The organism is Gallibacterium genomosp. 3, assembly GCF_001678475.1.
In the GTDB taxonomy this organism is placed as follows: domain Bacteria; phylum Pseudomonadota; class Gammaproteobacteria; order Enterobacterales; family Pasteurellaceae; genus Gallibacterium; species Gallibacterium faecale.
The window spans coordinates 13,939-35,368 of sequence record NZ_JTJR01000025.1 but is presented as its reverse complement, the minus strand read 5'-3'; the positions used below and the strand labels follow the sequence as shown (position 1 = coordinate 35,368).

Annotated in this window: 20 protein-coding genes; 7 read left to right on the top strand and 13 right to left on the bottom strand. The window is 36.0% G+C overall.

Features of this window, described 5'->3' with window-relative positions:
• Positions 1-77 precede the first annotated feature (77 nt).
• From mutM to rplU, 3 genes are all read right to left on the bottom strand, one after another.
• Complete coding sequence (gene mutM / locus QV06_RS06255; protein ID WP_065237390.1) at positions 78-896, bottom strand: bifunctional DNA-formamidopyrimidine glycosylase/DNA-(apurinic or apyrimidinic site) lyase; 819 nt, start codon at positions 894-896, stop codon at positions 78-80.
• Between the two features lie 82 nt (positions 897-978).
• On the bottom strand, positions 979-1,236 hold the full coding sequence (gene rpmA, locus QV06_RS06250) for a 50S ribosomal protein L27 (protein ID WP_065235339.1): 258 nt from the start codon (positions 1,234-1,236) through the stop codon (positions 979-981).
• Between the two features lie 19 nt (positions 1,237-1,255).
• Positions 1,256-1,567 carry a 50S ribosomal protein L21 gene (gene rplU, locus QV06_RS06245; protein ID WP_065237389.1) on the bottom strand — a complete coding sequence of 104 codons (312 nt, stop codon included), beginning with the start codon at positions 1,565-1,567 and terminating at the stop codon, positions 1,256-1,258.
• A 268-nt stretch (positions 1,568-1,835) separates the two neighbouring features.
• Here rplU and ispB point away from each other — a divergent pair, with 268 nt between their 5' ends.
• From ispB to QV06_RS06230, 3 genes are read left to right on the top strand one after another with little or no spacing between them, the layout of a single operon-like run.
• A complete protein-coding gene (ispB, locus tag QV06_RS06240; RefSeq protein ID WP_065237388.1) occupies positions 1,836-2,807 on the top strand; it encodes an octaprenyl diphosphate synthase in 972 nt (323 codons plus the stop codon).
• Positions 2,808-2,818: 11 nt separating this feature from the next.
• Positions 2,819-3,532, top strand: a complete 714-nt coding sequence (locus QV06_RS06235) for an epoxyqueuosine reductase QueH (protein ID WP_065237387.1) — start codon at positions 2,819-2,821, stop codon at positions 3,530-3,532.
• A gap of 42 nt (positions 3,533-3,574) precedes the next feature.
• Positions 3,575-4,066 carry a hypothetical protein gene (locus QV06_RS06230; RefSeq protein WP_065237386.1) on the top strand — a complete coding sequence of 164 codons (492 nt, stop codon included), beginning with the start codon at positions 3,575-3,577 and terminating at the stop codon, positions 4,064-4,066.
• A gap of 46 nt (positions 4,067-4,112) precedes the next feature.
• Here QV06_RS06230 and rmuC read toward each other — a convergent pair whose 3' ends face one another.
• Positions 4,113-5,549 (bottom strand): DNA recombination protein RmuC, encoded by a 1,437-nt coding sequence (rmuC, locus tag QV06_RS06225; RefSeq protein ID WP_065237385.1) that lies wholly within the window; start codon positions 5,547-5,549, stop codon positions 4,113-4,115.
• Between the two features lie 108 nt (positions 5,550-5,657).
• Here rmuC and QV06_RS11480 point away from each other — a divergent pair, with 108 nt between their 5' ends.
• Positions 5,658-5,792: a Maf family protein gene (locus QV06_RS11480; RefSeq protein WP_245174259.1), complete on the top strand. Its 135-nt coding sequence runs from the start codon at positions 5,658-5,660 to the stop codon at positions 5,790-5,792.
• Between the two features lie 164 nt (positions 5,793-5,956).
• On the opposite strand, the gene QV06_RS06220 is transcribed toward QV06_RS11480, so the two are convergent.
• Positions 5,957-6,298: a hypothetical protein gene (locus QV06_RS06220; RefSeq protein WP_065237384.1), complete on the bottom strand. Its 342-nt coding sequence runs from the start codon at positions 6,296-6,298 to the stop codon at positions 5,957-5,959.
• Between the two features lie 176 nt (positions 6,299-6,474).
• Complete coding sequence (locus QV06_RS11845) at positions 6,475-9,546, bottom strand: GA-like domain-containing protein (RefSeq protein ID WP_065237383.1); 3,072 nt, start codon at positions 9,544-9,546, stop codon at positions 6,475-6,477.
• Positions 9,547-10,096: 550 nt separating this feature from the next.
• Here QV06_RS11845 and QV06_RS06210 point away from each other — a divergent pair.
• From QV06_RS06210 to QV06_RS06200, 3 genes are read left to right on the top strand one after another with little or no spacing between them, the layout of a single operon-like run.
• Complete coding sequence (locus tag QV06_RS06210; protein WP_065237382.1) at positions 10,097-11,356, top strand: TolC family protein; 1,260 nt, start codon at positions 10,097-10,099, stop codon at positions 11,354-11,356.
• 18 nt (positions 11,357-11,374) lie between these two features.
• Positions 11,375-13,531 carry a type I secretion system permease/ATPase gene (locus QV06_RS06205; protein WP_065237381.1) on the top strand — a complete coding sequence of 719 codons (2,157 nt, stop codon included), beginning with the start codon at positions 11,375-11,377 and terminating at the stop codon, positions 13,529-13,531.
• Positions 13,532-13,551: 20 nt separating this feature from the next.
• A complete protein-coding gene (locus QV06_RS06200; RefSeq protein ID WP_065237380.1) occupies positions 13,552-14,856 on the top strand; it encodes an HlyD family efflux transporter periplasmic adaptor subunit in 1,305 nt (434 codons plus the stop codon).
• A 50-nt stretch (positions 14,857-14,906) separates the two neighbouring features.
• On the opposite strand, the gene QV06_RS06195 is transcribed toward QV06_RS06200, so the two are convergent.
• Genes QV06_RS06195 through gpsA form a run of 7 tightly spaced genes read right to left on the bottom strand, consistent with a single transcriptional unit; the run spans position 14,907 to position 21,305 of the window.
• Entirely contained in the window at positions 14,907-15,476 is a 570-nt protein-coding gene (locus QV06_RS06195; protein WP_065237379.1) for a DUF5358 domain-containing protein, read from the bottom strand.
• Positions 15,477-15,479: 3 nt separating this feature from the next.
• The gene (rlmB, locus tag QV06_RS06190; protein ID WP_065237378.1) at positions 15,480-16,226 is read right to left on the bottom strand and encodes a 23S rRNA (guanosine(2251)-2'-O)-methyltransferase RlmB; all 747 of its coding nucleotides are present in this window, start codon (positions 16,224-16,226) and stop codon (positions 15,480-15,482) included.
• Between the two features lie 3 nt (positions 16,227-16,229).
• Positions 16,230-16,631 (bottom strand): hypothetical protein, encoded by a 402-nt coding sequence (locus QV06_RS11970; RefSeq protein ID WP_245174258.1) that lies wholly within the window; start codon positions 16,629-16,631, stop codon positions 16,230-16,232.
• Between the two features lie 42 nt (positions 16,632-16,673).
• Positions 16,674-17,096, bottom strand: a complete 423-nt coding sequence (locus QV06_RS11965; RefSeq protein WP_245174257.1) for a hypothetical protein — start codon at positions 17,094-17,096, stop codon at positions 16,674-16,676.
• Positions 17,097-17,098: 2 nt separating this feature from the next.
• Complete coding sequence (gene rnr, locus QV06_RS06180) at positions 17,099-19,465, bottom strand: ribonuclease R (RefSeq protein ID WP_065237377.1); 2,367 nt, start codon at positions 19,463-19,465, stop codon at positions 17,099-17,101.
• A gap of 38 nt (positions 19,466-19,503) precedes the next feature.
• Positions 19,504-20,292, bottom strand: a complete 789-nt coding sequence (gene cysE / locus QV06_RS06175; protein ID WP_065237376.1) for a serine O-acetyltransferase — start codon at positions 20,290-20,292, stop codon at positions 19,504-19,506.
• A gap of 8 nt (positions 20,293-20,300) precedes the next feature.
• Positions 20,301-21,305: an NAD(P)H-dependent glycerol-3-phosphate dehydrogenase gene (gpsA, locus tag QV06_RS06170; RefSeq protein WP_082985053.1), complete on the bottom strand. Its 1,005-nt coding sequence runs from the start codon at positions 21,303-21,305 to the stop codon at positions 20,301-20,303.
• Positions 21,306-21,430 lie beyond the last annotated feature (125 nt).

Genomic DNA, 21,430 nt, shown 5'->3' with positions numbered 1-21,430 from the left:
AAATTTCCGCGATTCACTCGTTAGAGGTAGTACATTTTTTTATTTTTTCAATTTTTGTTTAAGATTTAATCTTTCGTTTATTTATTCAACACTTGGCAAATTGGACAATAAAAACTCGTTCGCTGCCCTATCACAATAGTTTCAATCAAATGCCCACAACAAACACAAGGTTCATCTTTACGTCCATATACTTGCAATGATTGCTTAAAATATCCAGGACGCCCATCTGGTTGAATAAAATCTTGTAACGTTGTACCACCTTGCTTGATAGCTTGCTGTAATATCTGCTTAATCTGCATAGCAAGCTGTTCACATTGTTGTTGTGTCAAGGTACTGACTACTGTTTTAGGATGAATCTTACAAGAAAAAAGTACCTCATTTACATAGATATTCCCTACTCCAACAACGATTTCATTATTCATCAACCATGCTTTCACTACAGTTTGACGTTTGCGACTTTTAGTAAAGAGATAATCTCCAGTAAATGCATCGCTTAATGGTTCTGGTCCTAATTTGCTAAAAAGAGAAAATCGTTCAAGTGTTGCCGTCCATAGCCAAGCACCAAACTTTCTAGGATCGTTATATCTTAAGATCTTTCCATTAGTTAAGATCATATCTACGTGATCATGTTTATCCACAGGATCTTGATCTGACACAATTCTCAATGATCCTGACATTCCTAAATGCACAATGATATAGCCAATTTCCAATTCAATAATCAGATATTTAGCTCGACGTTTTATACCAATAATTTTCTCTGAGGAGAGGATAAATAATTCACGACTAATCGCCCAACGTAAGCGAGGCGTTCTTATAATAAGATGATCAATAACTTGATCTTGAAGATAAGGGAAGATCCCTTGCCGTGTGGTTTCAACTTCGGGTAATTCTGGCATTATCTACCTCCTAAATTTGAGATATAAAAAAAAAACTGCACTTATCTAAGTGCAGTTTTTCATAATTTGATTTGATCTGAAATTACTCAGTTACAATACTTACGTATTTACGACCTTTATCGCCTTTAACTTCAAATTTCACTTTACCATCAGCAGTTGCGAATAAAGTATGATCACGTCCCATACCAACGTTATTACCAGCATGGAATTTAGTACCACGTTGACGAACGATGATGTTACCTGCTAATACAGATTCACCACCGAAACGCTTAACACCAAGACGTTTACTTTCAGAGTCGCGACCGTTACGGGTTGAACCCCCAGCTTTTTTAGTTGCCATTTATCTGATCTCCTTTGAATTAAGCGTTAATTGCAGTGATCTTCACTTCTGTGAACCACTGACGATGACCTTGTTGTTTACGGCTGTGTTTACGACGACGGAACTTAACGATTTTAACTTTTTCGCCACGTCCGTGAGCTACAACTTCAGCCACTACTTTAGCACCAGAAACAACTGGCGCACCAATTTTAACATCTTCACCATTAACGATCATTAACACAGAATCAAATTCAACTGATTCACCTGTTGCCACTTCAAGTTTTTCTAAACGAACAACTTGACCTTCGCTTACTCTGTGTTGTTTGCCGCCACTTTGGAAAACCGCGTACATAGAAGAAAACTCCGCTAAATTGTAGTGCTATCTAATCAAACCCAATATTAGGTTATCTAAACTCAGCACTTTAAAATTCACATAATAGGTCGCGGATTTTACGGAAAAAAAAACAAAATAGCAAGCACGGATTTTCAACAAAATAAAAAATCTTGCTAAATTTCATTGTTTAATTTTAGAAATATAAATTTTTAGGGTAAAATCGACAACCGTCTTTATATAAAAGCATTACTGGCTCATGCTTATGCCATAATCAATGAAGGGATGTATGAATTTACAAGAAATTCAGGCACTATCAGCAAACGATATGAAATCAGTAAACAATATGATTTCACAACAATTACAATCTGATATTGCCCTTATTAATCAATTAAGTTTTTATATTGTTAATGGCGGTGGGAAACGGATCCGTCCATTAATTGCAGTTTTAGTTGCAAATGCATTGAATTATCAAGGTGATAAACATATTACCTGTGCAACCTTTATCGAATTTATTCACACTGCAACTCTATTACATGATGATGTAGTTGATGAATCGACTTTGCGTCGTGGCCGAGATACGGCTAATGCTATCTTTGGTAATGCAGCAAGTGTTCTTGTTGGTGATTTTATCTATACTCGTGCATTCCAACTAATGTCACAGTTAGGTTCGCTCCCAGTGTTACAAGTAATGTCTGATGCAGTAAATGTCATTGCAGAAGGTGAAGTCTTACAATTAATGAATTGTAATGATCCTAATACCACTGAACAAAGCTATATGCAGGTTATTTATAGTAAAACAGCCCGCCTCTTTGAAGTTGCAGCTGAATGTTCTGCCATTTTAGCTGATGCCCCTACTGAACAAGTTCAAGCAATGAAACTTTATGGTCGCTACTTAGGTACGGCTTTTCAACTTATTGATGATGTCCTTGATTATCGTGCTGATATTGAGCAATTAGGGAAAAATCTTGGCGATGATCTTGAAGAAGGGAAGCCAACTTTACCTTTATTACATGCTATGTATCATGCTGCACCTGAAGAAAGTCAATTAATTCGTTCTATTATTGAACATGGGCATGGACGTGAACACCTTTCAACAATCCAAGCCATTATGGAACATTGTAATTCATTAACTTATACCGTAGAAAAGGCGAAACTTGAAGCACAAAAAGCAATTGATGCACTGAATATTATTGCTGAAAGCCCATATAAAGAAGCACTCGTTTCCCTTGCAAAAATCTCTGTTGAACGAAGTTATTAAAATTAAGAATTATGTTTGATATACAACAACCTATCTCATCTCGTAGAAGAAAAAAGAAAGAAGCTAAAGATCCAAATGCACCGTTTGTGCGTCCAAAATTAACTTTACCTAATGGTCATAATAAATTGCTGTTGCACTCTTGTTGTGCGCCTTGTTCTGGTGAAGTTATGGAAGCCTTATTAGCCTCTGAAATTGATTTCACAATTTACTTTTATAATCCAAATATTCACCCCCAAAAAGAGTATTTAATCCGTAAAGAGGAAAATATTCGTTTTGCTGAAAAATATAATATTCCATTTATCGATGCTGATTATGATCGTGCTGAATGGTTTGAAAGAGCCAAAGGTATGGAAGATGAACCGGAAAGAGGAATTCGCTGTACTATGTGCTTTGATATGCGTTTTGAAAAAGCCGCTCAATATGCACATGAACATGGATTTCCTGTCTTTACCAGTAGCTTAGGAATCTCACGTTGGAAAAATATGAATCAAATTAATGGCTGCGGTCACCGTGCAGCAAAAAAATATGATGATGTCATATACTGGGACTACAACTGGCGTAAAGGCGGTGGCTCGCAACGTATGATCGAAATTAGTAAGCGAGAAAGATTTTATCAACAAGAATATTGTGGCTGCGTTTATTCATTACGTGACACCAATAAATGGCGTGAATCTCAAGGTCGTGCCAAAATCGAAATCGGTAAACTTTACTATTCTGCCGATTAATCATCTTTATTCAATTTAATTAATTTTTAAAGGATATTACTTATGCAACAGTTAAAGAATTTTTTTCTTATTGGTTTATTTACGCTTTTTTTAGCCGCCTGTGGTGATAAAGCAGCTGATCTAAAAACAGATGTCAATAATCTGCGTCAAACATTAGATACTGCTTTAAAACAAGAAAATGGCACAACCTTAATTCAACAACTTGAATCAGCACAATCCAATGAAGATAAAGTAAAAGCTTATAATAATATTATTAGTAGCTATCAAACTATTATCAAAACTATCAATGACTTAAAAATGAATACTGATGAAGCAAAGGCTGTACAAGCAAAATATAATGAAGGATTAACTCTCTTTGTAGATCTTATGAAAAAATCGTCTGATCTCATCATCCACCAACCTTCTCCAGAAGAAGTAAAAGCTTATACAGAGCTACAACGCAAAACCACACAAACTTTAGATAATGCAGAAAAGTCGCTTGCTGAGTTACAAAAACAAGTTGACGATACGGCGCAAAAAGCAGAATCAAAATAACTGATCAGGTTGATAGAGAAAAGCGATCAGTTTGATCGCTTTTTTATTATTCACCAATTCCATTTAACCGCTCAACTTCAATATCTGTAGTAAGATTTTCTAATGGAGGCAGCGTTTTTGTGGTTTTCGTAGATAATGCTTGGAATCGCTCTACCTTACCAAATAAACCTCGTTGTCCAGAAAATGAAGTGACTGTATCGTTATATTGTTTCATCACACTCGATAAGTTATTACCTAATTTTTGTAATCGCTCTGCTACGATACAGACTTGGTTATAAATATCACCCGCTTTATCGCTAATCTCACGAGCTTCTTGATTTCCTTTTTCAATGCGCCATAAGTTCGCCACCGTACGCAAGATTGGCATCAAGGTCGTATAAGAAACCAACACAATATTTTTCTCATAAGCACTATTAAATAAGTTCGGATCTTGTTTCAATGCTTCGATATATGCAGGTTCAATTGGAATAAACATCAATACAAAATCTGGACTCTGGATACCCTCTAAATGGCTATAATCCTTATCTGACAATGATTTAATATGTTGTTTAATCGCTTGAATATGTTCTTGTAGATGCAAATTAACTTGCTGTTCATCGGTCGCCGCAACCGCTTGTTCATAAGCGACTAAAGACACCTTACAATCAATGACTATATGTTTATTATCTGGCAATTTAATCAAGAAATCAGGATAACGGTGATTTCCCTCTTTATCTTTAAAATGTGCTTGTACTAAATAATGTTCATTCGCGATCAATCCTGCCGACTGTAATGCATTCTCTAATTGCATTTCTCCCCAATTACCTAGCACTTTTTTCTGTCCTTTGAGTGCATTCGTTAAATTATTAGCCTCTTTTGACATATTTAAGCCAATATCTAATACTTTCTTTAATTCTGCCTCTAATGACGCATTGCCACGTAATGTTTCAGAATGAACTTCATTAACTCGCTTTTGAAAACTCTCAATTTGTTCTTTAAACGGCTTTAATAAAGTATCTAGAGCAGTTTGATTCGATTGAGAAAAACTACGGCTCTTCTCTTCTAAGATTTGATTCGCTAACTGCTGGAATTCCAGTGTTAATTGTTTTTTATTATTTTCTAGTAATTGCTGTTGTTCACTAAAATGTTTCTCTTTTTCAGCTAAACTGGTCTCTAATATTGCTAATTGTTGCGAAAGTTGGGTTAATTGCTGCTGATATTCTGCCACGACCATTTCTTTTTTATTAAGTTGCCCACTTTTCTCTTGCAGCAAATTTTCTACCCCTTGTTTTTCTGCTTGTAATCGAACTTTTTCTTGTATCGTTGCCTGATACTGCTCGTTTAACAACTCTGTTTTTTTCAATAAATTATTATACTCTTCCGCAGTTTGTGTATATTGCAACTGAAAGAATTCTGCGCTTTTCTTACGTTGTACATTAATAATTAATAATCCAATGCAAATTAGCCCTAATCCTGCTATTGCAAGGTAAAATCCAGTTTCCATTATTACTCTCTTATCTAACTATCACGAGCGGTTAAGTATAACAAAAGCTAGCGAAAAGTGACGCAGCGATTACAATATCAACCCCATTTCTAATTGAGAATAGTATCTATGGATAAAAAGATTTACCTTGGCTCAAACAGCCCTCGCCGTTTACAGTTGTTACAACAGATTGGGCTCACTGTTGAAGTATTAAAAGCAGAAATTGATGAAACACCCTTAGCGCAAGAAAAACGTCATCACTAGCAAATCATTAGATAATAGCTAGAAATGGTATTATTCAAGGATTAGCGACAACCTTTATTGAGAATTTAACTTGAAGTTATAGTAGGCGATAAGGTTATTGTTATTTAGAATAATACAATTATCTATTTATCTCTCCAGAAACTAGCCAATTTAGCAATACTTAATCAGTAATAAATAACACCTTTGATAAAAGCCATATATAAGAAAAATATCGTACTACCATAACCAAACCAAAGGAAAAATTTAGTAAAAAAAGCTCTCAAAACCACATTTTTTCCTAAGGCAAACGCTACCATAAAAGGAAATGCAAGAGTGGAAAAAAGATGTAAATACATAATCCCAGCAAACACCCATATATCATATATATAACTATTTCCTTCCTTAAGCTCCAAAGCAAACTTCATAAAAATAAGAAGAGTAACTAACAATAAAAATAGAATAAGTTTTTTCTTATAATTTAGTGAGAAGAAAATCGCTAAAATACTCCCTAAAATAAAAAAAATCATTAAATTTCACCTTTATCTGTATAATTAATATTACTATCAAACTCAACATCGACTATTATTTTTATTATGATCAATACTTTGTATGTATTACATTATAACCAGTAAAATTTAATCAAAAAAAGGATCTACTTGGTAGATCCTTTTAATATTAATACCTTGAAAAAATACTTACATCATTAAATTATAGTTTGTACAGGTAATTGCTCATCAAGCCACACCGTCAGTTGATTATTTGCTGTGGATTGATAACCTATAAAATGATGTTCTACACCATCACTAACTAACTGTAATTTTTCAGATATTTTATTCCATTGAATATCATCAACAGCATTCAAAACTACACTGTTATTAGTATTACCATAAATATAAATTTCACCAATATCTATAATGTCACTATTGACTATAACAGTATCGCTATTACCTGCTAAATTAATTTCTTCAAAATTAACTAGTTGAGACTGACCATTTTCTACCTCAGAAGTGGAAAAAACAAATGTATTTGGAGTAAATTCTGTTTTATCTCCTACAACTAAAACATCATACCCCTCTCCACCATCAAGGGTATTATGACTTGTAGTTTCTCCTCCTTCTACAGAAATAATAGTAACTTTATCATTACCACTTTCCGCATATACATTTTTGCTAAAAGCAAGCGTATCTATTAACTCATTATCATTATTGTCAGTTAAATGATACTCTGTAGTACCAAAATTTTGATCAGTATCGAAACTACGCGATTCTGGTTGAGAAGTACCATCTTTTAAAATAATAGTATCACCAACTTGCTGACCTGCGCTATCTTTAAAAATCATTTTTACCTGAGAATTATCACTGAATAAAATATCTTCAAAAGCAGTGTCTGACGCAGCAAAACCATCTGGGTCAGCTAATTTTTGAAGATCTTGAATAGTTCCTCCATCAGTTAATTGATTTATTCCTAACAAGGTTCTTATATCATTTTCAGTACCAGATCCAGAGGTTACTACCCAATTCCCGTCTATTGATGGATTTTTTATAAAAGTAAGGGTTATAGTCCTATCCTCAGAAGAAAGCGACTTAACATCAGCTCCCGTTACACGTCCATTTTTTGCTAGATCTCCTATAGCTGTACTATTCCCATCAATAAGAATATTTGGGTTTAATTCAAAAATAATTTCCATTTTTTCAATTGATGTATTCTTAACTTGCTCAGTAGTATCTACTTTTTTTCTACCATCTTCTGAAATAACATTAGATGAGTTTTTTTCTTCAGAATCAGCAACACCATTGTTATTTGCATCATTTACTATCGGTAAATCGCTAGTCGATGAGGCATCGCCAGTGGTTAAACGCTCAACTAACCCAGCTTTACCCTCTGTACCCTCTGGAATACCCTCTACAGCGGTTTGCGCCGCTTGGTGAGATTGGTCTGCGGTATTTTTCTTCGCTTGTAGTTCCGCTAATTCATCTTCATTAACCACGCCATCCTCTTCTGCCGCTCTCTTCGCTGCTTCATATGTTGCTTTATCCGTTGCTGCTTGGTTAACTAATTGAGTCGCTTCAGTCACCTCTTGGCTGTCTGCTTTACCATCTTTATCTGCATCAGTCACATTTGGTAAATTGCTAGTCGGTGAGGCATCGCCAGTGGTTAAACGCTCAACTAACCCAGCTTTACCCTCTGTACCCTCTGGAATACCCTCCACTGCGGTTTGTGCCGCTTGGTGAGATCGGTCTGCGGTATTTTTTAGCTCTCTTAGAGTTACTAAGTCCTCTTCATTAACAATGCCATCCTCTTCTGCGGCTCTCTTCGCTGCTTCATATGCTGCTTTATCTGTTGCAGCTTGATCAACTAATTGAGTTGCTTCTGTTACTTCTTGATTGTCTGCTTTACCATCTTTATCTGCATCAGTCACATTTGGTAAATTGCTAGTCGGTGCGGCATCGCCGGTGGCTAAACGCTCAACTAACCCAGCTTTACCCTCTGTGCCCTCTGGAATACCCTCCACTGCGGTTTGTGCCGCTTGGTGAGATCGGTCTGCGGTATTTTTCTTCGCTTGTAGCTCCGCTAATTCATCTTCATTAACAATGCCATCCTCTTCTGCCACTCTCTTCGCTGCTTCATATGTTGCTTTATCCGTTGCTGCTTGGTTAACTAATTGAGTCGCTTCAGTCACCTCTTGGCTATCTGCTTTACCATCTTTATCTGCATCGTTCACATTTGGTAAATTGCTAGTCGGTGAGGCATCGCCAGTGGCTAAACGCTCAACTAACTCAGCTTTACCCTCTGTGCCCTCTGGAATACCCTCCACTGCGGTTTGTGCCGCTTGGTGAGATTGGTCTGCGGTATTTTTCTTCGCTTGTAGCTCCGCTAATTCATCTTCATTAACAATGCCATCCTCTTCTGCCACTCTCTTCGCTGCTTCATATGCTGCTTTATCTGTTGCTGCTTGGTTAACTAATTGAGTCGCTTCAGTCACCTCTTGGCTGTCTGCTTTACCATCTTTATCTGCATCGTTCACACTTGGTAAATCACTCGTCGGTGCGGCATCGCCGGTGGCTAAACGCTCAACTAACCCAGCTTTACCCTCTGTGCCCTCTGGAATACCCTCTACAGCAGTTTGTGCCGCTTGGTGAGATTGGTCTGCGGTATTTTTCTTCGCTTGTAGCTCCGCTAATTCATCTTCATTAACAATGCCATCCTCTTCTGCCGCTCTCTTCGCTGCTTCATATGCTGCTTTATCTGTTGCAGCTTGATCAACTAATTGAGCTGCTTCTGTTACTTCTTGGCTGTCTGCTTTACCATCTTTATCTATATCGGATAATCTAGAAGAATTCCCTCCACCTAGGGATAAGCTCCCTAGTAACAAACCTAAGCCTAAGGCTCCACCTAAAGTCCACCATAAACCATCATAGTTTTCACTAATTGTTCCTACTTCACCTGCAGTAAACGCAGTAAGTTCATTATCAACTTGAGTAATAATTACTTGACCAGCTTCAATACCTTCACTGGCTGGTACATCTAGTACAGCAAAACATTGATCATCTTCTGTACAAGCTTTCCAGAAGTCTTTAATTATTACTTCACTGTTATCTTGTTCATTATGTAAAACAAGATCCTGTCCATTTCGACTAGTCTTAAGATATTCTGGTGTTTTTCCTGTTTTTGAGTCTATTAATTGATAAGTTTCCCCTGGAATAGCATTCTCTATATGAGTTTTTCCTGGTCTTACTGTTATTTTAGTCTGCTTAATTTTTAATAATAAATCCATATACAATATTCCTTATTATTATTTCCTACTCATAATTTTTATCTATTTATTATTTTTAGCTAGGACTCATTACTCAAAAATACAAGCATTATTTGTGTCCCCCATACTAAAAACCCTTATCCTCAAAAAACCTAATATAAGGTATAAATATAATTTATATTTTAAATCTAAATATAAAAAAGAGGTCTCGGGGGGGGGGGGATTTTACATAGAAAATTTATGTCTGACAATTATGATATGATGTAAAAATACTCACTTTTAACTTATTACTATTCAATATGATTAAGTTATTAAATTTAATTTTAACAAAAATGAAAAGATAAAAATTCCCTAATATAAAATAAAAGACCTATAATATAACATACGCAATCGTTTTCTATAAAAAAACTTTATTTGTTAATTTTTTGTAAAATTAAAGAATTACCTATTAAAACAATAGTAATTAAGAAATAAGTATGCATAAAATCAATTTTATCCTATAATTCAAAACTTTTCATTTTAGGAAAATAACTGTAACTATTAAAAACAACTTTACATTTTGGGAGCTTATATGAAATATAAATCTTTTCTTTATTTCATACTGGGGTGCTTTTTATATTTCACACATATCACTTATGGCTATTCCTCTTCACAAACGCAATTAAAACGAATTCTTGCATACACATTTGCCAAAGATCCTGAATTGTTAGAAGCTCAAACCAATACAATGATTGCACATAGCCAAACAGAACAGGCAATCTCAGGTCACTATCCAACATTTTCAGTTTTTGGTCGCCAATCTTTAGATGATTATTCAAGATCTAATAACAATGATAATAATGATCATAAATTTACTCCCGGCGTATCTGCTTCAATGAATATTTACTCTTTTGGGGCTGTTGAGAAAAAAATCGCACACTCAAGTGCTAACGAAGAATCGTTACGTTATAAGTATGACGAAACCAGAGAGAATTTAGCTTATAAAGTGACTGAACTTTATTTAATGGCATTGAGATATAAAGATACAATTTCAGCACAGTCTAGAGGGTTAGTTCGCTTACAAAATATTATTCAAGAGATCGGAGCTATCGCAGATAACGACGAGGGACGTCGCTCTGAATTCGTACAAGCACAAGCACGTCTATTTGCTGTTGAACAACAAATGAATGCTACGGAACGTGACCTTGAAGATACATTAAGCCAATTACAACGCTATTCTGGAACTAAGGTTAACCAAAATGCGATTCAGGATCCTTTTGATACTTTAACTCGTAATGCATTAGAAAAACGTTACTCACAACCGCAACGTTTACACCCTTCTTATCAAGCGGCTAATGCTAAAATTAAAACAGCTCAAGCAAGTTTAGAAGCTGAAAAAGCAAGCCATTATCCAAAAGTTGATGTGGTGGGTCAGTTAACAAAAGATGAACGTCAAGTTTATCTCAATGTATCTTGGGATGTGTTTAATCGTTCTAATTCATACAGCGTTCAAGAAAAAGCACAAATGTTAAGTGCTGAAAAAAATCGTTTAGAACAAACTGTTTTAGATTTACAAGAAAAAAACAGAAAAGCGCTTATTAATTTAGATGAATATAATAAGCAAATTAAAACATTATCTAAACAAGTGGATTCATTATATGAAGTCACTCAATACTATAAATTACAATTTTCAATTGCTAAACGCTCTCTGCTTGATTTATTAAATGCTGAAAATGAATTATTAAATGCAGAATTAAGTAAGGTATCTACTGAATATCAATTCCGTCATTCTTATTTAGATTATCTTTATTCTCAAGGAATGACATATAAATGGGCATCAGATTTAAAATAAAATTAAAGAAATAATATTATGAAATTAATTATTGAAAATATTGCATTAATTACTCAGCTTCTTGGTTCACCCTTATCCGTACCAACATTAGCTTCACACTCAATTCGTCGCCAAGGGAATAATATTGACTTCTCTTCGCTATGTGAATATTTAAGAAGTGAAGGATTTGAAAATAGTATTTCTCAACGAGTATTATCTGATATTCCATCACTCGCAGTACCGACATTAGTTTTATTACAAAATGAAGAAGCGGCTGTGGTAACAAATATCTCTCCAGATGAAAAAGGTAATAGAGTTTATACAATTACACAAATGGATGGTATTACTCAACAAATACCTGAAATTGAATTAGCCAAAAAATATATTGGTTATTGTTGGTTTATTAAACCTCGTATGGCTAAGGATGTACGTTCTGAATTACCAGAATATTCTTTACCTAAAACCTGGTTTTTCAAAATTATTTGGCGGTTTAAGAAATATTATTATCAAGTCATTCTAGCAACATTCATTATCAATATACTGGCTTTAATTAGTTCTTTATATGTAATGAATGTTTATGACCGAGTTATTCCAAACCAAGCTTATGAAACCTTATGGGTTCTCAGTATCGGGGTAACTCTGGCAATTTTATTTGAATTTATGGCTAAGATGATTCGAGGTCATTTGACAGATATTGCAGGTAAAAAAGCCGATCTTATTATCAGTTCGATGCTATTTCGTCGGGTAATGGCATTAAAATTACAAGATCGACCTGTTTCATCAGGATCTTATGCTAATAATTTGCGTGATTTTGAATCTGTACGAGAGTTTCTCACCAGTGCCAGTCTATTAACCATTGTTGATCTACCTTTCTTAATTTTATTTGTCGGTGTGATCGCTTTAGTCGGTGGTAAACTCGCTTTAGTTCCTGCCATTATTATCCCGACTGTCATTATTATTGGGATTGTTGCACAAGCACCTTTATCTAAAGCAATTAATGAATCAATGCGAGAATCCTCTCAACGTCAAGGTTTAGTTGTCGAAGCAATCGAGGGCATTGAAACCATTAAAAACAATAATGCAATGTCTTGGGCACAAAAACGATGGGATTATTACACAGCCAAAAGTTCTTATTCATCCATTAAGGTTAAAGATACCAGTAACTTTGTTGTTAATACCATTACCGCATTACAACAATTAAATACTGTGTTCTTAGTCGTTGTTGGTACTTATTTAATTCATAGTGAAGATCCAGCTTCACGGATTACGATGGGGGCATTGATTGCTTCTGTTATTTTATCTGGCAGAGCATTAGCACCATTAGGACAAATTGCAGGATTAGCTACACGTTTCCAACAAGCTTGGATGGCATTAAAAGGTGTTGATGCAATTGTCGCTAAGCCTATTGATAAATCGTCAGATAGGGATTACATCAGCCTCAAACAAGTTACCGGACACCTACAATTTAAGCAAGTGAGTTTTAAATACCAACAAGATAGCCAACCAGCATTAGAGAATTTTAACCTCACCATCCAACCCGGAGAAAAAGTAGGGATTTTGGGTAAAATTGGTAGTGGTAAATCAACAGCTTTAAAACTAGGTGTTGGCTTATATGAGCCTACTTCAGGAAGTATTACTTTAGATAGCATTAATCTACAACAACTTGATCCTTATTTTTTACGTAATCAAGTTTTATTACTAGAACAAAATCCTCGCCTATTTTTAGGAACATTAAGAGAAAATTTAGATATTGGGCGAATGGACTCTTTCCCATCCGATCAAACTTTATTAGTCGCATTACAACGGTTTGGATTATTAGGTTTAGTGCAATCTCATCCAAGGGGATTAGATATGTCTTTAGGGGAAAATGGTTTGGGTTTATCCGGTGGACAAAAACAAGCCATTGCCTTAGCTAGAATGACCTTAAAAGATCCAAAAGTTGTATTGTTAGATGAACCAACTACTGGTCTTGATCAATATCATGAACAACAAGCCTTAGTTGGTCTATCGCAATGGGTACAAAATAAAACTCTGGTTGTCGTTACTCATCGTCCTCAAGTTTTACAATTAGTGAATCGAGTAGTGGTTGTTGAAAATGGTAAGGTTGTTATGGATGGGCCAAAAGATGCTGTATTGAAAAAACTCTCAGCACCACAAACACCTGAAATAGAAAAAAACAAATCATTAAATAGTTAAATCTAGAATGGATAATCAAAATGGCAATAGAAAAAGATCAGTCTGAAAAACATACAACTTTACCCGCAGAGGTTACTGAAAAAACTGAAAAAAATGTCGCATTAACCACAAAAGAAACTGTATCAAGTAAAGATTTACGACTACTTAATGATCTTCATGCGGCGTTACAAGAAGAAAAACATACCGGATTATTTGCAGTGATCTGGTTATTAGGTGCTTTTTTAATTGTTTTCATCATTTGGTCTTACTTTAGTAAGATTGAAGAGGTAACAAGAGGTCAAGGAACCATTATCCCAAATAGCCGTGAACAAATTATTCAGAGTTTAGATCCCGGTATCCTAGACCAGATGATGGTTAAAGAGGGTGATCTCGTTGAAAAAGGCCAAGTATTACTGAAATTAGATGATACTCGCAGTTCTGCAATCTTACGCGAAACAAAAGCCAAAGTAGATAACTTAGAAGCTATTGCTACTCGTTTGAAAGCGGAAATTTCTGGCAAACCATTAGTTTTTCCTAATGATATTCCGCAAGAAATGAAAGAACGAGAAATGGGTGTTTACCAAGCCAAAAAAGATGCATTAAATGAAGCGTTAAAAACACTACGTGAAAGTAAAGCACTCCTTGATTCTGAAATTGCGCTTACTGAACCGATGGTCAATAAAGGCGCTGTTTCTCAAGTTGAATTATTGCGAATGAAGCGTTCCGCCAATGATATAGCATTACAAATTTCTGAACGTGAACATAAATACATTACAGATGCGAGTAATGAGTTAGTCCGAATTCAAGGAGATCTTGACCAAGCAAAAGAAAATCTTGCAGCACGAGCTGACCCAGTAGAACGTTCTTTATTACGCGCACCGTTAAAAGGGATCGTGAAAAATATTCGCGTAAATACTATTGGTGGAGTCATTTCAGCTGGTCAAGATATTATGGAAATTGTACCAGTTGAAGATAATTTGTTAGTTGAAGCTTATATTAATCCAAAAGATGTTGCCTATATTCGTCCAGGTATGAAAGCAGTTGTTAAACTTACAGCTTACGATTATGCGATCTATGGTGGATTAGATGGTGTCGTAACTTTATTAAGTCCTAGTACGTTACAAGATAAACGTCAAGCAAGCGATCTTAATTTAAATCCTAACAACTCTTTCTATCGAGTATTAGTCAGAACAACTGGTAGCCATTTAACAGATAAAAATGGTAGTGAACTACCTGTATTGCCCGGTATGATTGCCACTGTGGATATAAAAACTGGTGAGAAAACTATCTTCCAATATCTGATTAAACCTATTACTCGGATGAAGCAAGCTTTACAAGAACGTTAATACAAAAAAGGGCTGATTATCCAATCAGCCCAATTTTTCTATACAATGGCTTAAAGCAATAATAATGCTGAACCCCATTTGATAATATCAAAGAAGAATTTATTCTCATTAGTCGCAATACCATCTGGATTTTTCTTGCTATCACTTGAGGCATTATTCTTCGCTTCATCAACAGCCATACCACTTTGATATTGCCCTTTGACCACTTTTAAATCATCGCGTGCTTTAATGCGTAAAGTAGCACAATCTGCCGCTGGCATTGGCTCAAATGGTGTATCTTTAAATTTCTTAAATTGAAATTGCGCATACCCCATTGATTTTTCATCTGCTTGAATCATTTTGACATATTCAGTGCCAATAATGCTTTCTAATGGATAGAAAAATACATATTGTGAATGAATATAAGCATCTTCTTTTGAAAAATGTTCTTGCTGAATCCGAGTTAAATTCGGATAGATACACTGCTCTGCTTGATGACTTGCAATTACCCAACGTTGTGCATCTTCATTACTTAATTCATAATCAGCATTCGCATATTCTGCTGGATAAGAATCCATATCTTGTGAGGCACAACCGACTAATAAAAGGATTGAAGTTGAGAAAAAAAGTTTTTTTAACATAAATTAATCCATTGAAGCTAATTTCTGTCTTACAATTTCAAATAAACAAACACCTGTCGCCACCGAAACATTTAATGACGATACCGAACCTTGCATTGGGATACTGACTAATTGATCACAATGTTCTCGTGTTAAACGGCGCATACCATCTCCTTCAGCGCCCATGACTAATGCAATAGCACCTGTTAACTTAGCTTGATAGATTGAACTATCCGCTTCTCCAGCTGTGCCCACTACCCAAACATTATAATCATCTTGCAATGTTTTTAGTGTGCGCGAGAGATTAGTTACACGAATCAGTGGTACTACCTCAGCTGCGCCACAAGCCACTTTTCTTGCCACAGAAGTTAATTGTGCTGATTTATCTCTTGGTACAATCACCGCATCAACACTAGCTGCATCTGCTGTACGTAAACAAGCACCAAGATTATGCGGATCTGTAATCCCATCCAATACTAATAATAACGGCTGTTTTTTATGATTTAATAACCCATACAGATCATTCTCTGTACATTCTTTTGGTGCTTGTACTCTTGCAATAATCCCTTGATGAACTTCACCATTGGCTTTTTTATCTAGTGCTTGACGTGTTAAATATTGTACTGAAATTCCTAATTGGGATAATTCATCCAACAAAGGCAATAGACGTTTGTCCTCACGCCCTTTCAGTACCATTACTTCAATTAATCGTTCCGGTGCCGTTGCTACAACCGCTGACACCGCATGAATACCATAAATTTGCTCACTCATAATTTAGTCTAAAAATACAATTTCTTTAGGGGATATAATTTTATCAATTAAACTATGTAAACGTATCGAAGTACTTCCATATTTTTTTATAATCGGTATGTGCTTTAAATTGAGTTTCTGAAACTCAATTATCATAGACGCATAATCTAAATTTTTTAATAAAATGGAAGTAAAGAATCTCGCTATAAATTCATTCCATTCAGTTTTATTTCCCCAATAATGCCCAATAATATGATTACAAGATTGTAATTTACCTTCACTATTAAGTGCCATAGAAAAAGAAAACTGTTCCACTAAACGTCGAGGACATTGTGTAGCACAAATTTCATCACAAATAGATAATGATAAATCAATAAATCTTTTTGTATCCTGTTTTGCTATACCAATTACACCGGCATTCCACATTGCACTATTTACATTAACTTCTATTCCACTAAATACTTTATTTTATAAAACTTTCCACATATTTCGGACTGTCTTACTTTTTCCTTCAACCAATAATTCTTCCTCTAAGTGCATAAAACTATAACCTTGAGAAAAACCATTCTTAATCTGTTCAATATCTCCAAATAAAAATGTATCTGAATCAACATATAACAGATCTGTTTCTGGATATTCATTAATCACAGTTTCTAATACTTTAATTTTTATACGCCAAAAGAAATCAAACTCCCCTTTCCATAACTGAAACTGCTCTTCATTAACATCAATAATCTCAACTCGATCATTAAAAATTCGATAAAAATAAGGGTTATCAGTGACAACAATTACTCGCTCAACAGCCTTTTTTGCTAAAAAACTTAATATAGAAAAAGCAGCCTGATAGTGGTTCTCAATCTTTGTTCCAAAAGAAAGTAAAACTAAATTCATTATTATCTATTCCTTCTCTTATTTTTTTTTACTTTTTTCTTACTACTTGTCTTCTTTTTCTCTTTGCACTTTTTCTCATCTATATTGGCTTGTTTACGTAAACGTTTCTGTAAACTTTCGGCATAACGCATATTTTTCAATAAGCGATCTTTTTCCGTTTTACCTAAACGTCTAGGCTGACGAGTAGTCGCCACCAGAGAAAAATCAACTGTTTTTTCTTCTAAACTTACTGCTTCAACACGGACAGTAACCTTATCGCCAATCCGATATAACACGCCACCATTTTCACCAATTAAACGCTGACCGCTTGGATCAAATCGATAATAATCATTATCTAATGTTGAAATATGAACTAACCCATCAATAAACAGCGTATCTAAACGCACAAAGAAACCAAAACCAGTGACACTAGAAATTGTTCCTTCAAATACTTCGCCAACATGATCCTGCATAAATTCACATTTAAACCAATCTGCCACATCTCTAGTTGCATCATCAGCTCTACGTTCTGTCATTGAACAATGATCACCTAACAGATCAATTTCATCTAATGTGTAATGATAGCCGCCACCTTGTGTTGTTCGTTTTGTCGCCCCTTTTTCTTTTGCCAATAAATACTTAATCCCACGATGTAACGAAAGATCCGGATAACGGCGAATTGGCGAAGTAAAATGCGCATATTCTGTCAAGGCTAAACCAAAATGCCCAATATTATCACCACTATAAACTGCCTGGCTTAACGAACGCAGTAACATCATTTGGATTAACTCTTTATCAGGACGCTCTTTAACTTGTTCCATTAATTTTGCATAATCCGCTGGTGTTGGTTTCAACCCCCCTTCCAAAGTCAAACCACACTCACGTAAGAAAGTACGGAATGATGTCAATTTTTCCTCGCTCGGCAAGGCATGGATTCGGAAGAGTGATGGCTCTTGATGACGTTCCATAAAATGAGCGGCACAAATATTAGCAAGAATCATACACTCTTCAATAATTTTATGCGCATCATTACGTTCAACAGGCTCTATCCGATCAATTTTACCTAAATCATTAAAAATAAATTTTGTTTCAATCGTTTCAAAATCAATCGCCCCACGTTTATGCCGTGCTGACAGCAATACTTTAAACATCGCATATAGCTCTTGTAAATTAGGGACTAACGCTTGATAACGTTCGCTAAGCTCTTCATCACCTTGCAAGATCCGCCACACTTTACTGTATGTCAACCGAGCATGAGAATTCATCACCGCTTCATAAAATTGATATTGCTGAATTTTTCCTGCCGCAGAAAGCTGAATTTCACACACCATACAAAGTCGATCAACTTGTGGGTTTAATGAGCATAAGCCATTGGATAAAACTTCTGGCAACATTGGCACAACCCGACTTGGGAAATACACTGAATTACCACGTTGGCGAGCTTCTTGATCTAATGGTGTATGCGGTCGTACATAATAACTTACATCAGCAATCGCTACCCATAATGTCCAACCACCTTTTTCACGTTTTTGACAAAATACGGCGTCATCAAAATCACGCGCATCTTCGCCATCAATCGTCACTAAAGGCAAATCGCGTAAATCAACTCGTCCTTGTTTATCTTTTTCGGCAACCGTTTCTTTCAAATCAGCAATTTGTGTTTTCACCGCGTCAGGCCAAACATGAGGTATATCATAATTGCGAATCGCAATTTCTACCTCCATGCCCTTCACCATATTTTCCCCTAATACTTCGGTGATACGTCCTGTTAAACGTGAAAAGCCAGTTTCTTTACTCTTTAATTCCACTACCACAACTTGTCCCATACGAGCTCCAGCTCGGAATTCATTAGGGATCACAATATCGTGGTTAATTCGGCTATCATCTGGCACCACATAACCGATACCATCTTCAAGGAAAAAACGCCCTACGATCTGTTTTTTACGTCTTTCTAATACACGAACAATGCGTACTTCTTTACGACCACGGCGATCGACACCATTTGGTTGTGCTAACACATAATCATCATGCAACACTTTTTGCATCTGACTATTAGGAATGAACCAGTCGTCTTTTGTGCCATCTACTTGTAAAAAACCATAACCATCTTTATGCCCAATGACTGTGCCTTTTAATAAATCCAATCTCTCTGGCAGCGCATAACGCTTTCTTTTAGTAAATACAAGCTGCCCATCATTTTCCATCGCACGTAAGCGACGACGCATCGCTTCTTGTAATTCTGGATCGCTAATTTCTAAAATCTGTAATAGCTCTTCCCGACTCATTGGGGCATTGTGATCTCGGATAACAGTGAGGATCAACTCACGGCTTGGGATCGGATTGCCATATTTTTCAACTTCTTCCGCATAGTGAGGATCTTGATACTGCATTGATAACTCCTTGATTTAAAACAAATAGATTGTGAATTTTATTCACAAGTAAAATATTGGTTCATCTCTAGGGCTGGTTTAGCCTTTTTATCTTGACTAATCAATTTTGCTGGCACACCAGCCACTGTTGAATATTCTGGTACAGAGTGTAATACCACTGAGCAAGCACCAATTTTGGCATAAGCCCCTACTTCAATATTACCTAGAATTTTTGCACCGGCTCCAATCATCACGCCACGGCGAACTTTTGGATGGCGATCCCCCACTTCTTTCCCAGTTCCACCTAATGTAACATCTTGTAAGATAGACACATCATTTTCCACCACCGAAGTTTCCCCAATCACAATACCTGTTGCATGGTCTAACATAATGCCACAACCAATTTTTGCTGCTGGATGAATATCTACATCAAATGCGACTGAAATTTGGTTTTGCAAATAAATGGCCAATGCTTTACGACCTTGCTGCCATAAACAGTGGGTAATCCGATAGCTTTGCAACGCATGGAATCCTTTTAAATAAAGTAAAGGGGTTGAATATAACTCAACTGCGGGATCTCGAACACGTACAGCTTCAATATCATATGCCGCACTTTCAATAATTTTAGGATTATGGTGATACACCTCATCAATAATTTCACGTAAAGAAATCGCCGGCATCGTAGAGCTAGATAATTTATTCGCTAATATATAGCTTAGTGCTGTACCAAGATGTTGATGTGCCAAAATAGTTGAATGGAAAAAACTGGCTAATGAAGGTTCTTGCTCAACTAATAATCCTGCTTCTTCACGAATACTTTGCCAAATTCGTTGCAATAACGCTGACATAACTGCTCCTACTCACTTTTCTTTTCTCGTGCAAGTAAACTTCTTGCCGCTTCAGTGGCCGTTAAACCACAAAATAACATTTGATAAATTTGCTCAACAATTGGCATTTCAACTTGCTGTTGTTGGGCTAAACGATAGGCTTCTTGCGTATTGTAATACCCCTCAACCACTTGTCCAATCTCTTGCATCGCTTGTTCCACACTATATCCTTTACCAATCATCATCCCAAAACGGCGATTACGTGATTGATCATCCGTACAAGTCAAAACTAAATCGCCTAATCCTGCCATTCCCATAAATGTTTGTGGTTCTGCGCCTAAGGAAGCCCCTAAGCGAGAAATTTCAGCTAATCCTCGGGTAATCAATGCAGTGCGTGCATTTGCACCATAACCAATCCCATCAGAAACACCAGCACCAATCGCAATTACATTTTTAATCGCTCCACCTAATTGCACTCCAATCATATCGCTATTTAAATAGACGCGGAAATGTTTACTGCAATGGATTCTTTCTTGGAGTTCCTGTGCAAATTTAGTATTAGAAGAAGAAAGTACAATCGCTGTCGGCAACCCTGCTGCTAGCTCTTTCGCAAACGTTGGCCCAGATAACACCGCTAATGGATAATGCTTGCCAATAATCTCTTCTGCTACTTGATGTAATAATCGTCCACTTTCGTGTTCTAACCCTTTACTTGCCCAGATAATACGGTGTGTTGGTAATAAAAATGGTTTAATTTGTTGCAATACTTCTGCAAACACATGGCTAGGTACCACTAATAAAATATCACGTGCAGCCTTGATCGCAGTATTTAAATCACTTTCTAACTGTAATGCATCCGGAAATGTTACCCCTGGTAGAAAACGACTATTTTGTCGTTGCGTTGCCATCTGTTCCATTTCAGCTTTATTACGTCCCCAAAGAATTGTCGGAAAACCATTTCTCGACAATGCGATAGCTAATGCTGTGCCATATGAACCGGCACCAATAACAGTTATTGGTGGGAAATGTGTCATCATAATCACCTTAACATTTGTTCTCTTAATTAAAGGAAAATAGACGAAAGAGAGAGGATTGCAAGAAAATTTTACAAAAAAGGAGATAAAAGCATCTTCGAAAAGATGCTTTTATTAACTAATTA

Coding starts and splice junctions, on each gene's coding strand:
- mutM (WP_065237390.1), bottom strand. CDS start 896: ATGCCAGAATTACCCGAAGTTGAAACCACACGGCAAGGGATCTTCCCT.
- rpmA (WP_065235339.1), bottom strand. CDS start 1,236: ATGGCAACTAAAAAAGCTGGGGGTTCAACCCGTAACGGTCGCGACTCT.
- rplU (WP_065237389.1), bottom strand. CDS start 1,567: ATGTACGCGGTTTTCCAAAGTGGCGGCAAACAACACAGAGTAAGCGAA.
- ispB (WP_065237388.1), top strand. CDS start 1,836: ATGAATTTACAAGAAATTCAGGCACTATCAGCAAACGATATGAAATCA.
- QV06_RS06235 (WP_065237387.1), top strand. CDS start 2,819: ATGTTTGATATACAACAACCTATCTCATCTCGTAGAAGAAAAAAGAAA.
- QV06_RS06230 (WP_065237386.1), top strand. CDS start 3,575: ATGCAACAGTTAAAGAATTTTTTTCTTATTGGTTTATTTACGCTTTTT.
- rmuC (WP_065237385.1), bottom strand. CDS start 5,549: ATGGAAACTGGATTTTACCTTGCAATAGCAGGATTAGGGCTAATTTGC.
- QV06_RS11480 (WP_245174259.1), top strand. CDS start 5,658: ATGGATAAAAAGATTTACCTTGGCTCAAACAGCCCTCGCCGTTTACAG.
- QV06_RS06220 (WP_065237384.1), bottom strand. CDS start 6,298: ATGATTTTTTTTATTTTAGGGAGTATTTTAGCGATTTTCTTCTCACTA.
- QV06_RS11845 (WP_065237383.1), bottom strand. CDS start 9,546: ATGGATTTATTATTAAAAATTAAGCAGACTAAAATAACAGTAAGACCA.
- QV06_RS06210 (WP_065237382.1), top strand. CDS start 10,097: ATGAAATATAAATCTTTTCTTTATTTCATACTGGGGTGCTTTTTATAT.
- QV06_RS06205 (WP_065237381.1), top strand. CDS start 11,375: ATGAAATTAATTATTGAAAATATTGCATTAATTACTCAGCTTCTTGGT.
- QV06_RS06200 (WP_065237380.1), top strand. CDS start 13,552: ATGGCAATAGAAAAAGATCAGTCTGAAAAACATACAACTTTACCCGCA.
- QV06_RS06195 (WP_065237379.1), bottom strand. CDS start 15,476: ATGTTAAAAAAACTTTTTTTCTCAACTTCAATCCTTTTATTAGTCGGT.
- rlmB (WP_065237378.1), bottom strand. CDS start 16,226: ATGAGTGAGCAAATTTATGGTATTCATGCGGTGTCAGCGGTTGTAGCA.
- QV06_RS11970 (WP_245174258.1), bottom strand. CDS start 16,631: ATGTGGAATGCCGGTGTAATTGGTATAGCAAAACAGGATACAAAAAGA.
- QV06_RS11965 (WP_245174257.1), bottom strand. CDS start 17,096: ATGAATTTAGTTTTACTTTCTTTTGGAACAAAGATTGAGAACCACTAT.
- rnr (WP_065237377.1), bottom strand. CDS start 19,465: ATGCAGTATCAAGATCCTCACTATGCGGAAGAAGTTGAAAAATATGGC.
- cysE (WP_065237376.1), bottom strand. CDS start 20,292: ATGTCAGCGTTATTGCAACGAATTTGGCAAAGTATTCGTGAAGAAGCA.
- gpsA (WP_082985053.1), bottom strand. CDS start 21,305: ATGACACATTTCCCACCAATAACTGTTATTGGTGCCGGTTCATATGGC.